11 protein-coding genes are annotated in these 12,541 nt (G+C 62.4%); all 11 read left to right on the top strand.

Translation table 11 applies throughout. From position 1 onward, the window contains the following. Positions 1 to 11: 11 nt before the first annotated feature. A complete protein-coding gene (gene trpA, locus KUV86_RS18380; RefSeq protein WP_206943223.1) occupies positions 12 to 815 on the top strand; it encodes a tryptophan synthase subunit alpha in 804 nt (267 codons plus the stop codon). Positions 816 to 888: 73 nt separating this feature from the next. Further along, positions 889 to 1,923 carry an acetyl-CoA carboxylase, carboxyltransferase subunit beta gene (accD, locus tag KUV86_RS18375; protein ID WP_206943221.1) on the top strand — a complete coding sequence of 345 codons (1,035 nt, stop codon included), beginning with the start codon at positions 889 to 891 and terminating at the stop codon, positions 1,921 to 1,923. Positions 1,924 to 1,926: 3 nt separating this feature from the next. Then, positions 1,927 to 3,345 (top strand): bifunctional folylpolyglutamate synthase/dihydrofolate synthase, encoded by a 1,419-nt coding sequence (locus KUV86_RS18370; RefSeq protein ID WP_206943219.1) that lies wholly within the window; start codon positions 1,927 to 1,929, stop codon positions 3,343 to 3,345. Beyond that, positions 3,342 to 4,037, top strand: a complete 696-nt coding sequence (locus KUV86_RS18365; RefSeq protein WP_222486080.1) for an SPOR domain-containing protein — start codon at positions 3,342 to 3,344, stop codon at positions 4,035 to 4,037. The genes KUV86_RS18370 and KUV86_RS18365 overlap by 4 nt, the downstream gene beginning before the upstream one ends. Then, complete coding sequence (locus KUV86_RS18360; protein ID WP_206943215.1) at positions 4,037 to 4,687, top strand: CvpA family protein; 651 nt, start codon at positions 4,037 to 4,039, stop codon at positions 4,685 to 4,687. The genes KUV86_RS18365 and KUV86_RS18360 overlap by 1 nt, the downstream gene beginning before the upstream one ends. Before the next feature lie 70 nt (positions 4,688 to 4,757). After that, a complete protein-coding gene (gene purF, locus KUV86_RS18355; RefSeq protein WP_206943213.1) occupies positions 4,758 to 6,275 on the top strand; it encodes an amidophosphoribosyltransferase in 1,518 nt (505 codons plus the stop codon). Between the two features lie 78 nt (positions 6,276 to 6,353). Continuing rightward, positions 6,354 to 7,544 carry an O-succinylhomoserine sulfhydrylase gene (locus KUV86_RS18350; RefSeq protein ID WP_206943211.1) on the top strand — a complete coding sequence of 397 codons (1,191 nt, stop codon included), beginning with the start codon at positions 6,354 to 6,356 and terminating at the stop codon, positions 7,542 to 7,544. Between the two features lie 478 nt (positions 7,545 to 8,022). Beyond that, a complete protein-coding gene (locus KUV86_RS18345; RefSeq protein WP_222486078.1) occupies positions 8,023 to 8,604 on the top strand; it encodes a cytochrome b in 582 nt (193 codons plus the stop codon). A 49-nt stretch (positions 8,605 to 8,653) separates the two neighbouring features. Then, a complete protein-coding gene (locus KUV86_RS18340) occupies positions 8,654 to 9,235 on the top strand; it encodes a YceI family protein (RefSeq protein WP_222239159.1) in 582 nt (193 codons plus the stop codon). A 187-nt stretch (positions 9,236 to 9,422) separates the two neighbouring features. Then, the gene (locus KUV86_RS18335) at positions 9,423 to 10,709 is read left to right on the top strand and encodes an MATE family efflux transporter (RefSeq protein WP_222163696.1); all 1,287 of its coding nucleotides are present in this window, start codon (positions 9,423 to 9,425) and stop codon (positions 10,707 to 10,709) included. A 240-nt stretch (positions 10,710 to 10,949) separates the two neighbouring features. After that, positions 10,950 to 12,209, top strand: coding sequence for a D-amino acid dehydrogenase (locus KUV86_RS18330; protein ID WP_222486077.1), 1,260 nt, complete (start codon positions 10,950 to 10,952; stop codon positions 12,207 to 12,209). Positions 12,210 to 12,541 lie beyond the last annotated feature (332 nt).

Below are 12,541 nucleotides of genomic sequence, written 5' to 3'. Positions count from 1 at the left end.
AAGGGGATCCCATGTCTCGAATCGAACAGCGGTTTCGTTCTCTCGCCGAGCAGGGCCGCAAGGCGCTGGTGCCCTATATTACCGGGGGCGACCCGGTGCCTGGCGTGACCGTGGACTATATGCACGCACTGGTGGAGTCGGGTGCCGATGTCATTGAGCTCGGCGTCCCATTCAGCGACCCCATGGCCGATGGTCCGGTGATTCAGAAGGCCTGTGAGCGGGCGTTGAAGCATGGTACCCGCCTGGTGGACCTGCTGGAGATGGTCGCTACCTTCCGCCAGCGTGACCAGGAGACGCCGGTGGTATTGATGGGGTATCTCAATCCTATCGAGCGCCTCGGGATCGAGCGCTTCGCACGGGAGGCACGTGCCGCCGGTGTCGATGGCGTGTTGGTGGTCGACATGCCTCCGGAAGAGGCAGACGAGCTTGGCCCGCTGCTGGAAGCTGAGGATTTGTCGCCAATCTTTCTCGTCGCCCCTACCACTTCACCTGAGCGTGCCGCTACAATATGCGCCCACGCGCATGGGTATCTCTACTATGTGTCGCTCAAGGGAGTGACTGGTTCGGCGCGACTCAATGCTGACGACGTAGCAGCGCATCTGGCGCCCCTGCGGCAGCTGACCGATCTGCCGCTGTGCGTCGGCTTCGGCATTCGGGATGGGGCCTCTGCAGCAGAGGTGGCCAAGGTCGCCGATGGTGTGATCGTCGGCAGCGCCCTGGTATCGCGCATTGCTGAACACTGTGACGCTCCTCATGACGCCATCGCCGAGATTAAGGCGGTGATGACAGAGATACGCCATGCCCTGGACGCCTGACAGGCATCCAGGGTAGAGATTCGACCCTGTCGTCGGCCATGGCCGGCGGCCGTTGCAACGGAAGACTTCTGACATGAGCTGGCTAGACAAGATTGTGCCCTCGGTGGGCCGCATTCAGCGCAAGGATCGTCGGGCGAGCGTGCCGGATGGCTTGTGGCGCAAGTGCCCCAAGTGCGAGTCGGTACTGTACTTGCCCGAACTCGAAAAGCATCACAATGTGTGCCCGAAGTGTGACCATCATCTGCGCCTGACGGCACGCAAGCGCCTGGACTGGTTCCTCGACAAGGAAGGTCGCGAAGAGATTGCCGCTGACCTGGAGCCGGTAGATCGTCTCAAGTTTCGTGACTCCAAGAAGTACAAGGACCGCCTGGCGGCGGCCCAGAAGGATACCGGCGAAAATGACGCCCTGATCGCCATGCGCGGTTCGTTGGATGGCATCCCGGTGGTGGCGGTGGCCTTCGAGTTCACCTTCATGGGCGGGTCCATGGGCGCCGTGGTGGGTGAAAAGTTCGTGCGTGCCGCGACCATTGCCCTGGAACAGGGCCAGCCGCTGGTATGTTTTTCTGCCTCCGGCGGTGCGCGCATGCAGGAAGCGCTGTTCTCGTTGATGCAGATGGCCAAGACCTCTGCCGCTCTGGAGCGCCTGAAGCAGGCGGGTGTGCCTTACATTTCGGTGCTGACCGATCCGGTCTTCGGTGGCGTGTCTGCCTCCCTGGCCATGCTGGGCGACCTGAACGTGGCCGAGCCTAACGCGCTGATCGGCTTTGCCGGGCCCCGCGTTATCGAACAGACCGTGCGCGAAAAGCTGCCTGAAGGCTTCCAGCGCAGCGAGTTTCTGCTCGAGCACGGCACCGTCGACATGATTATCCATCGCCATGACATGCGGGCCCGTATTGGTGGAGTACTGCGCAAGCTGACCCATCAACCGGCGGCAGGCTTGCCGGACGAGGATGCGCCCGACCTGGTGGATGCCGCCGAGGCAGCCGAGCGCAACCTGGCCATGGCCGACGCGCCACAGTCAGAGGCCCTGCGTGCAGTGGACGATGAGGATGTCGGGTCTGCGTCGGAGGACAGCCACGCTGACCGTCCCCAGGACGCTCCGCGCTGATTCATGGACGAGCACGCCCTTCCCACCACTCTGGACGCTTGGCTGGCTCGGCTGGAAGCTGCCCATCCTGTGGGCATCGACCTCGGTCTCGAGCGTGTTGCCGCGGTCGCCGGCAGGCTTGGGCTGACCGCGGAGCCCATCGCCGAGGCGGTGATCACCGTGGCCGGCACCAACGGCAAGGGGTCCACTGTGGCCATGCTGGAAGCCTTGGGGCGGGCCCACGGGATGACGACGGCGGCGTACACCTCGCCGCATCTGGTGCGGTACAACGAGCGCCTGCGCCTCGACGGGCGTGAGGCCAGCGATGCGGTGTTGATGGAGGGGTTTGCTCGGGTCGAGCAGGCCCGGCTGTCGCCAACGCCGGTCAGCCTCACCTATTTTGAAGTGGGAACCCTGGCGGCGCTGTGGACCATCGCCCAAGCCAAGCCTCAGCTGGCCGTTCTTGAGGTGGGTCTGGGAGGGCGGCTGGATGCCGTCAATGTGGTTGACCCGGATGTGGCCGTGGTCACCACCGTGGCCCAGGACCATGCCGCGTTTCTCGGCAACGATATCACCGTGATTGGCCGCGAGAAGGCTGGGATCATGCGTTCCGGCAAGCCCGCTGTGCTCGGTAGTACCGCTCTACCCGACAGCGTGGCGGGGCATGCTGCCCGCATTGGTGCGACAGTCTTCGCCCTTGGCCAGGCGTTCCAGCACGCCTCGTATCTGTCGGCTCCCCAGTCGCCCTCTGGTTCAGTCACCCAGCAGGACAGCGATGCCAGCTGGTCCTGGCAGGGCACTGCGTTGGACGGCGCGACGGTTCGCGTGGGAGGTCTGCCCGACCCGGGCTTGCCGCGGGATAATGCCGCTAGTGCGCTCCAGGCGCTGTGGCTGGCACGGGGCAGTCTGGAGGCATCGGCCTGCCGCACCGCGTTTGCCCAGGTATCGCTACCGGGGCGCATGCAGTGGCAGGGTCGCTGGTGTCTGGATGTCGGCCACAACCCTCATGCCGCCGCCTACCTGGCCACTCGTCTCCACAGCCGTCGACACGCCTTAGAGGGTGACGAGCCAAGCGGGCGCCTGTGGTGCCTGATCGGTATGCTGGAGGACAAGGACGCCGATGGCGTCCTGGCTGAGCTGGCGCCGGTGGTCGATGGTTGGGTCCCGGTGACTCTCGAGGGGGCGCGAGGTCGCCCCAGCCAGGACCTGGCCGCGCGCATTGAACAGCTGGGGGGCGTCGTAATGCACCAGGCTGACACTCCTGACGCAGGGGCGGACTGGCTTGAATCGCGCTTCGGCGAAGCGGATGACGTTCTGGTCACCGGTTCCTTCTTCACCGTTGCTGCCATACTGGCGAGGTGGGAGCGTCAGAGGGAATGTCAGGGGGAGCGTCAGAGCGACCGACAGACCGGAACCGGCAATGCCTGCGAGGGAGCGACATGAAATACGGAATGCGCGAGCGCGTTAGCGGAATCATCATCGTGGTGGCCTTGTGTGTCATCTTTATTCCCCTGTTGTTCGATGAGCCAGAGTCAGAGCAGCAGCGGCCCGAGCCGGTGCTGACCATTGACCCTCCAGTGGACGTAGAGCGCCGTGACGTGGCGGACCCCACGCCGCCCAGCACGCTGGGGGCCAATGAGTCGGCCTCATCGGGTGAGCAGCAGAACAGCGGCAATGCGTCTAACCAGTCACAGGTTGACGCGGGGCCCGCAGAGCAAGTGACAGCCGGCACCAACGCCGACGCCGGTCGCCAGAATGGGGCAGGCCAGGGCGCTTCGTCCTCTGATTCCACCTCGTCTTCCTCTACCGACTCGCCGCGTCAGGAACCTGCCGAAGATCCCATCGCTGCCTTGGCGCGCCAGGCGGATCAGCGAGAGGGGCGCGCCGCCACGTCCGCGGTGCAGGGCGGTGAATGGGCCGTTCAGGTGGGCAGTTTCGGTGAGTCCGCCAATGCTGATCGACTGATGAACAAGCTGCGCGATCAAGGTTATCCTGCCTACTCGCGTGCCCGCAGCAACTCGCTGACAACCGTCTACGTGGGGCCTTTTGCGGCCTCGGAAGATGCCGAGGGGGTCATGGGCGAGCTCAAGTCTCGTGAGAACCTTCAGGGCTTGCTGGTCAAGGTGGATAGCTGATGCTTGCGACCTGGGTGGACTGGGTATTTGTGGCGGCACTGGCCTTGGCAGTGGGCGCGGGCTTCGTGCGTGGCTTGGTCAGGGAAGCGCTTGGCCTGGCGAGCTGGATCGTGGCCCTGTTGGCGGCGCGGATGTTTTCCGAGCCCGTTGCCGATCTCTTGGGCAATTGGATAGAGAGCCCGGACGGCCGCCTGATCGTCGCCTTCGTGTTGATCATCATCGTTACCATCCTGGTCGGGGGTATTCTGATCCGCATGGTGCAGGCAGCGGTGGAGTGGGTCGGGGCGGGGTTTCTTAACCGACTCACCGGCGCAGTGTTTGGCGGGGTGAAGGCGACAGCCGTGCTGACCCTGGTGACGCTGCTGATCGGATTTACTCCGCTGGATCAATTGAAGGCCTGGCAAGACGCCAGCGTGCGCCCCCATTTCGAGCAATTGCGTGACTGGGGGCTGGGGCAGCTGAGTGACTTTGACGGGCGCTTGCCGGATTTCCCCGAGTCTCTGCGCGAGCTTCCGCAGCCAGACATGCAGACGCCGTCTCAAGGGCACTCTCAAGGACAATCCCCGGTACCATCTTCGCCGTCTTCGGGCGGTGAGGCAGAAGGACCTGCCATCGACGATGCGAGCAGAGCAAACGCTACGGCGCTCTGACTTCGGCAGTGACAGACGACTCTTGCGCTGGCCTTGCGGCCGGCGTTTCACGGCAAATGAGGTAAGTTGAATGTGCGGTATCGTCGGCCTGATGGCCAAGCAGGCGGTTAACCAGGCAATCTACGACGCTCTGACGGTGCTACAGCATCGCGGTCAGGACGCGGCGGGCATGATGACCTGGAACGAAGGCCGTTTCCTGCTGCGCAAGAGCAATGGTCTGGTTCGTGATGTGTTTCACACTCGCCACATGGCGCGGCTCAAGGGCAATCTGGGTATTGGCCATGTCCGTTACCCTACCGCCGGTTCTTCCAGCGAGGCCGAGTCCCAGCCGTTCTACGTCAACTCTCCTTACGGGCTGGCGCTGGCTCACAACGGTAATCTGACCAACTCCGAGCAGCTCAAGAAAGAGCTGTTCTCGTCGGACCTGCGCCATATCAACACCAGCTCCGATTCCGAGGTTCTGCTCAACGTGTTCGCCCATGAGCTGGGCAAGCAGGGGCCGCACCTGGAACCTGGCGATATCTTTGACGCGGTGCGTCGCGTGCATCGGCGTTGCCGCGGTGGTTATGCCGCGGTGGCGGTCATCAACGGCGTTGGCCTGGTGGCGTTCCGTGATCCTCAGGGTATTCGTCCCGTGGTGTTTGGTACCCGTGACCAGGGTGACGGCCAGGAAGTCATGATTGCGTCCGAGTCTGTTGCGTTGGACGTGGGTGGCTTTGAGCTTGAGCGTGACCTGGCGCCGGGCGAGGCCATCTTCGTGGACATGGACGGCAACTATCACACCCAGCTGTGTGCGGACCGTCCGGTGCTGGCGCCTTGTATCTTCGAGCATGTGTATCTGGCTCGCCCCGACTCTCTGCTGGACGGTGCCTACGTCTATGGCACGCGCCTGCAGATGGGCCGTAAGCTGGCCGATCGCATCAAGAGCGAATGGCCAGAACACGATATCGACGTGGTCATTCCGATTCCCGACACCTCCCGCACCTCGGCGCTGGAGATGGCACAGCACCTGGGCGTGACCTACCGTGAAGGGTTCATGAAGAACCGCTATATCGGTCGTACCTTCATCATGCCGGGGCAGACCCAGCGCAAGAAGTCCGTGCGCCAGAAGCTCAATGCCATCGATGTCGAGTTCAAGGGCAAGAACGTACTGCTGGTCGATGACTCCATCGTCCGCGGGACCACCTGCAAGCAGATCATTCAGATGGCCCGCGACGCCGGGGCCAACAAGGTCTACTTTGCCTCTGCCGCACCGCCCGTGCGTTATCCCAACGTGTACGGCATCGATATGCCGGCGGCCAACGAGCTGATTGCCCACGGGCGCAGCGAGGCCGAAGTGGGCGAGCTGATCGGTGCCGATCGCATCGTCTACCAGGATCTCGAGGACCTCAAGGCAGCCTGCCGTGAAGTCAATCCTGCTCTGGACGAGTTCGACTGCTCGGTGTTTGATGGCAAGTACATTACCGGAGACATCGACGAGGCGTACCTGGCCGAGTTGGAAGCGTCGCGTAATGACGGTGCCAAGCAGGAACAAAGTGCCGGAGATCACGCACTGGTCGGCATGCACAATCAGGACGATATAGACTGATAGCCAGCGCAGCGGGCCGGGTCGATTCCTGACCAGGCCCGGTGTCGGGGTCGTCGGCCGTCAGTCAGGGAGAGCAAGATGCAGGATTCGACGCAGGATACATGGAACATCGACACCCTGGCGATTCGCTCAGGGCACGATCGCACCCACGAGCAGGAGCATGGTGAGCCGATTTTCACCACCTCGAGCTTTGTCTACGGCAGTGCAGCCGAAGCGGCGCGCAAGTTTGGTGGTGAGGAGCCGGGGAATATCTACTCGCGCTTCACCAACCCTACGGTGCGCACCTTCGAGCGCCGCCTGGCCGCGATGGAAGGCGGCGAGCGCTGTGTCGCGACCAGTTCTGGCATGGCAGCCATTCTTTCCACGGCGCTGGCATTGCTGTCCTCAGGCGATGAGATCGTGGCCTCACGCTCCTTGTTCGGGTCGACGGTCAGCCTGTTCGACAAGTATCTGGGCAAGTTCGGCATCAAGACCCGCTACGTCGAGCTGTCGGATCTGTCTGCCTGGGAAGCGGCCATTACGCCGGCGACTCGCCTGCTGTTTGCCGAGACTCCGTCAAACCCTCTCTCCGAGGTGGCGGACATTCGTGCACTGGCAGACCTGGCCCATCGTCACGATGCATTGCTGGCCATCGATAACTGCTTCCTGACCCCTGCGCTGCAGCGTCCACTCGCACTAGGTGCGGACTTGGTGGTGCATTCTGCCACCAAGTATCTGGACGGTCAGGGGCGAGCGATTGGTGGGGCTGTGGTGGGCCGTGACAAGGAGCTCGAGGAAGTCTTTGGCGTGGTCAGGACCTGTGGGCCGTGCCTTAGCCCCTTCAACGCCTGGATCTTTACCAAGGGCCTTGAGACCTTGAGTCTTCGCATGCAGGCCCACGCAGCTTCTGCTCTGGCACTGGCACAGTGGCTCGAAGCCCACCCTGCAGTGGAGCGCGTGCACTACAGTGGATTGGAAAGCCATCCCCAGCATGAGGTCGCGCGTGAGCAGCAGCAGGGCTTTGGCGCGGTGCTTGGGGTCGAGGTGAAAGGGGGCCGCGAGCAGGCTTGGTCAGTGATCGATGCGACCCGCATGCTATCGATCACCGGCAACCTTGGCGATGCCAAGACCACCATCACTCACCCGGCCACCACCACGCATGGGCGGCTGTCCGATGAGCAGAAAGCCATCGCCGGGATTTCCGAGAATCTGATTCGCATTGCGGTCGGGCTCGAACATCTTGACGATATCAAGGCTGATCTGGCTCGCGGCCTGGACGCGCTGCGCTGATCGTTTTCGCTCTTGCGGGGGTCGCCTGGCCCCCGTAAGAGCAGATCCACTTCCGTCTCGTGGACCGCTGATGCTTCCTTCCTGTCTGCGTCACCGTCCGTGTTTTCCAATGCTATTCGTTGAGCGGTGTTCACGGCTCTGCCGTCCTTGTTCAGCCGTCCTTGTTCAGCCGTACTCTATCTAGCGTCGTTCTATCCAGACGAACCCCATCGCGCCTACTGGCACTCCGTCCTTACCATCTCTGGCTCCAACGTCGGAGCTGGGGCCTGGTCTGACAGTCATGGGGAGAGCCGATGGTGCTCGCAGCGTTTCTGTGTAGCTGTCCGATCTTTGCGCAAGCGATAACGCCGACGCAGCGTGAGGGCTCAGCCCCACGACAGACTCAGTTTTATTGAACCAATCATTCGGAATTTTTCCACGGATTGGCGCCTCAACATGAGTTAAGCTCGATTTCATCGATGAATCAGAGGACGCCGTCATGTGGCGCAATTCACCAAGGGGCTGGGGGCTTCTCGCCATTGTGTTGCACTGGAGCAGTGCGGTAGCCATCGTCGGGCTGTTCGCCCTGGGCTGGTGGATGACGGGACTCGACTACTACAGTGAGTGGTATCACCTGGCACCTTGGTGGCACCGCGGCATCGGCGTTCTGGTCATGCTGGTGATTCTGGGCAGGATAGCCTGGCGCCTGGCACAGCCGACGCCTGCCGCCCACGGGTCGCGGCTGGAACGTCGGGCGGCCTCCTGGGGGCATCTGGCGCTTTATGTACTGATGTTGGCGGTGCTGATCAGCGGGTACTTGATCTCTACCGCGGATGGCAAGGGCATCGAGGTGCTCGGCATGTTCACGCTTCCCGCGGTGATCAGTGACTTGCCTGAGCAGGCGTCACGGGCTGGGGTGGTGCACTGGTACAGCGCTGTGGTGCTGATCATTCTGTCGGCGGGACATGCACTGGCGGCCTTCAAGCACCACTATGTCGACCGTCAGGACACATTGCGGCGTATGCTCGATCCTCGGCTGTCTCAGCAAGGACGACATGCGGCCGAATCGAAAGGTCGTTGAACGCGTTACGTCACTCAAGCACGACTGACGTCATCACAAGGAGAAAGACATGCTCAAGAAGACCGCTATTGCCGCACTGGCCGCTGGCTCTCTATTGCCCCTGGCGCAAGCTCAGGCCGCTGATTACGCCATTGATTCGGAGGGGCAGCACGCCTTTATCCAGTTCAAGATCAGCCACCTCGGCTACTCCTACATTCTCGGCAGCTTCGAGTCGTTTGACGGCACCTTCAGCTACGATGGTGAAGACACTGCCAGCGCCTCGGCGCAGCTCGAGGTCGACGTGACCAGCCTGACGACCAATCACGCTGAACGCGACAAGCATATCCTGAGCGGCGACTTCCTCAACGCCGACGAGTATCCGACGGCCACCTTCACCTCAACCGGGTTTGAGTCCACCGGCGATGGAGAAGGCGTGTTGACCGGCGACCTGACCCTGCATGGCGTGACCAATACCATCGAAATGCCGGTGACCTTGCTGGGCGAGGGCGAAGATCCCTGGGGTGGCTACCGCGCAGGTTTCGAGGGCTCGACCGAGCTCGCGCTGGGCGACTACGACATCGACATGAGCAAGTTCCCCGAAGCGATGCGCAGCCTTGAGCTTTACGTGACGTTCGAAGGCATTCGCCAGTAACACGCGGCGTCACGCAGGCTGTACGACGACCCCGGGCCCAGGCCCGGGGTCTGTGGTTGCGGGATAGGGTGAGCGCGCTGCGGCGTTGCTATACCATACGCGGCCAGACCTACCAATCGGAGATACCGTGCACCTAAGTTCCGACTCCAGCGCCTTAGGGTCAACCCTGTGGCGCAAGACCTGGCCGATGGCGATCGGGGTGCTATCGCTGCTCGGCTTTCAACTCGTCGACTCTGCATTTGTGGCGCGCCTGGGGACAGCTCCCCTGGCGGCGCAGTCCTATACCTTTCCCCTGTCGTTTCTGGTGATTGGTGTCCAGGTTGGCATGGGGATCGCCATTGCCGCCCTGATATCGCGCGCGCTGGGGGCGGGCGAGGCGGTGAGAGCACAGCGCCTGGGAAGCCTGTCGCTGATGATGGGTACGCTCGCCATCGGGGCGTTGGCGCTGCTGCTGTGGGTCCTGCAGACCCCGATCTTCAGTGCCCTGGGGGCTGACAGCGATGCGCGAGCGCTGATTCGTGCCTACTGGGCGCCACAGCTGATCGCGGCCTGGCTAGGCGCCCTGGTGTACTTTGGCTATAGCCTGTTTCGTGCCCACGGCAATACCAGCCTGCCTGGCAGCATGATGGTCCTGACCAGCCTGGTGAACCTCGCCCTCGACCCTGTGCTGATCTTTGGTATCGGTGACTGGCAGGGGCTGGGGCTGCCCGGCGCTGCCTGGGCAACGGTACTGGCCTTCGGCAGCGGCCTTGGCGTCTTGGCCTGGCAGCTGAAGGGGCGCGAGTGGCTCGCGTTAAAAGGCCTCGGCGAGGAGTGGCGAAGCTCTGGCAAGGCCTTTGCCAGTGTTGCCTGTCCCGCCATGATCAGCCAGCTAATGCCGCCGCTCGCGGCCATGCTCGCGATTTCGACCGTGTCGGGGCTGGGTGATGCGGCAGTGGCGGCCTGGGGCCTGGCCAGCCGCCTGGAAACCGTGTCGCTGATGGTGGTGCTGGCGCTGACCATGTCGCTGCCACCTTGGCTCGGACGCTGTTATGGGGCGGGGGACTGGTCTCAAGTTCACCGTCTGATGCGGCTGGCATTGAAGGTAGTCGTGGGGTGGCAGCTGGCCCTTGGTATCGTCCTGGCGTTGGCCGCGCCATGGTTGGCCGGCATGCTGGCCGGGACGGAGGATGTCAGCCAATCACTGGCGACCTTGATGCATTTCATGCCACCCAGCTACGCCGCCTTGGGAGTCTGCATGCTGGTAGTGTCCGCCGGTAATGCGCTTGGCTGGCCGATGCGGGCGATGCTGCTGTCCGCGGCCAGGCTGTTTGTGTGCTATCTACCCTGTCTGTGGCTCGGGGTGATCCTGATAGGCGGGGTCAGCGGTCTCGGCATGGGAGCCGCGCTGGGTAACCTGCTGGCGGGCCTTGCCGCTTACCTGCTGTTGCGCCGCACCCTGTCGCGACCCAAGCGCTGCGGCACTGCGGTTTGAAGGGGTAGTGGATATTGCTTTTTTTGTGTCGTTAAGCGATTAATGCTTCTACTTAGTGGGTAAAAAACGTTCTCCCATCTCGTGCATAAGGGCAAAAAAAGAATAAAACACTGGTTTAGCCCCTCTATACTCGCGTCATGTCGAGCCGCAGCCCGTAGCTGCGGCTCATTGCATCAACGGCTGGCATGACAGCGCCCCTGACGGGCGTGGCACCAACAATGAGAATAGAGGAGCGGCGACATGAAGGTATTGGTTCTGGGCGCAGGTGTGGTGGGTGTAACAACGGCCTACTATCTGGCACGTCAGGGTCATGAGGTCCGGGTCGTGGACCGCCAGCCTTCCGTTGCCATGGAGACCAGCTATGGCAATGCGGGCCAGGTGTCCTTCGGCTTCTCTTCTCCCTGGGCAGCGCCGGGCATTCCACAGAAGGCCGTGAAGTGGATGTTTCAGGAGCACGCTCCGCTCAAGATCCAGCCCAAGATGGACCCGACCATGGGTCGCTTCATGATGCAGATGCTCAGCAACTGCAACCCCGAGCGCTACGCCATCAACAAGGAGCGCATGGTACGCGTCGCCGAACACAGCCGTGCCTGCATCAATGCCCTGCGTGATGAGACTGGCCTTCGTTATGAAGACCGCCAGAAGGGGCTGCTGCAGCTGTTCCGCAGCGAAAAGCAGGTCGAGGCCGTCGGCAAGGACATGAAGGTACTCGAGCAGTGCGGTGTGCGTCATGAGTTGCTGGATGCCAGTCGCATCGCTGACGTCGAGCCGGCGCTGGCGCGGGTGCCCGGCAAGTTCGTGGGTGGTCTTCACCTGCCCGATGACCAGACCGGTGATTGTCACCTGTTCACCAATCGTCTGGCGGACTACTGCCGCGAGAAACTCGGCGTCGAGTTTATGTTCAACACCACCATTGAGCGGCTGACTCGCGTGTCTGGCAAGGTCGAGGCAGTGCACACCAGTGCCGGAGAGTTGACCGCAGATGCCTACGTCATGGCGTTGGGTAGCTACTCGCCGTTCCTGGCGCGGGACTTGGACATCCGCCTGCCCATCTATCCGGTCAAGGGCTACAGCCTGACCTTGCCAGTGCTCGATGATGGCGGTGCGCCCCAGTCCACGGTGATGGATGAGACCTTCAAGGTAGCCATTTCGCGCTTCGACAACCGTATTCGCGTTGGCGGCACCGCGGAGCTTGCCTCCTACGACCTCAGCCTGGCGGAAAAGCGTCGTGCGACGATCTCCATGGTGGTGCGCGACGTGTTCCCGGAAGGTGGTGATCTGGCCAAGGCCGAATTCTGGACGGGACTGCGTCCCATGACCCCGGACTCCACTCCGATCATCGGTGCCACCAAGTACGACAACCTGTGGCTCAATACCGGCCACGGCACCCTGGGCTGGACCATGAGTTGCGGCAGCGCTCAGCTGTTGTCTGACCTGATCGACGGTCGTGCACCCGCCATCGACCCCAACGGGCTGGCCGTGTCTCGCTACGCGGCGTGAAGCGACAACCCGCAGAGGAAAGCCAAGGCAAAGCGATAGGGTGAAAACCCAACCGATAGACCGCCAGGGCAGGCTGGTGGCGTAACACGCTACCAGACACAATGCCAACACCACGACACCCCGACGGGCAACGCCCGCCGGGGTGTCGTCGTTTATGGGGGGAAAAAAGGCCAGGGATTGTTACCCGCTGTCGTCAGGGCAAAGAAGTGGGTCTATGCTGAAAAAGCCAAGTTTACTTAGGTGGAAGGGGCCTTTGGGCGGGTGGTCAATCCGGCGATAACAGCAAGAAGAACTTGGTAGAAAGTTATTTTGAGGCAACCGGTGGGGTGATG

It is taken from the genome of Halomonas sp. DP8Y7-3, from assembly GCF_019801675.1.
In the GTDB taxonomy this organism is placed as follows: Bacteria; Pseudomonadota; Gammaproteobacteria; order Pseudomonadales; family Halomonadaceae; genus Halomonas; species Halomonas litopenaei_A.
Note: the sequence above shows the minus strand (reverse complement) of the source record. Positions and strands in the feature narration are given on the sequence as shown.

Excerpts from the sequence above, each read along its gene's own strand:
- accD (WP_206943221.1), top strand. The coding sequence starts at position 889 with ATGAGCTGGCTAGACAAGATTGTGCCCTCGGTGGGCCGCATTCAGCGC.
- KUV86_RS18335 (WP_222163696.1), top strand. The coding sequence starts at position 9,423 with ATGGCGATCGGGGTGCTATCGCTGCTCGGCTTTCAACTCGTCGACTCT.
- purF (WP_206943213.1), top strand. The coding sequence starts at position 4,758 with ATGTGCGGTATCGTCGGCCTGATGGCCAAGCAGGCGGTTAACCAGGCA.
- KUV86_RS18370 (WP_206943219.1), top strand. The coding sequence starts at position 1,927 with ATGGACGAGCACGCCCTTCCCACCACTCTGGACGCTTGGCTGGCTCGG.
- trpA (WP_206943223.1), top strand. The coding sequence starts at position 12 with ATGTCTCGAATCGAACAGCGGTTTCGTTCTCTCGCCGAGCAGGGCCGC.
- KUV86_RS18365 (WP_222486080.1), top strand. The coding sequence starts at position 3,342 with ATGAAATACGGAATGCGCGAGCGCGTTAGCGGAATCATCATCGTGGTG.
- KUV86_RS18360 (WP_206943215.1), top strand. The coding sequence starts at position 4,037 with ATGCTTGCGACCTGGGTGGACTGGGTATTTGTGGCGGCACTGGCCTTG.
- KUV86_RS18350 (WP_206943211.1), top strand. The coding sequence starts at position 6,354 with ATGCAGGATTCGACGCAGGATACATGGAACATCGACACCCTGGCGATT.
- KUV86_RS18340 (WP_222239159.1), top strand. The coding sequence starts at position 8,654 with ATGCTCAAGAAGACCGCTATTGCCGCACTGGCCGCTGGCTCTCTATTG.
- KUV86_RS18345 (WP_222486078.1), top strand. The coding sequence starts at position 8,023 with ATGTGGCGCAATTCACCAAGGGGCTGGGGGCTTCTCGCCATTGTGTTG.
- KUV86_RS18330 (WP_222486077.1), top strand. The coding sequence starts at position 10,950 with ATGAAGGTATTGGTTCTGGGCGCAGGTGTGGTGGGTGTAACAACGGCC.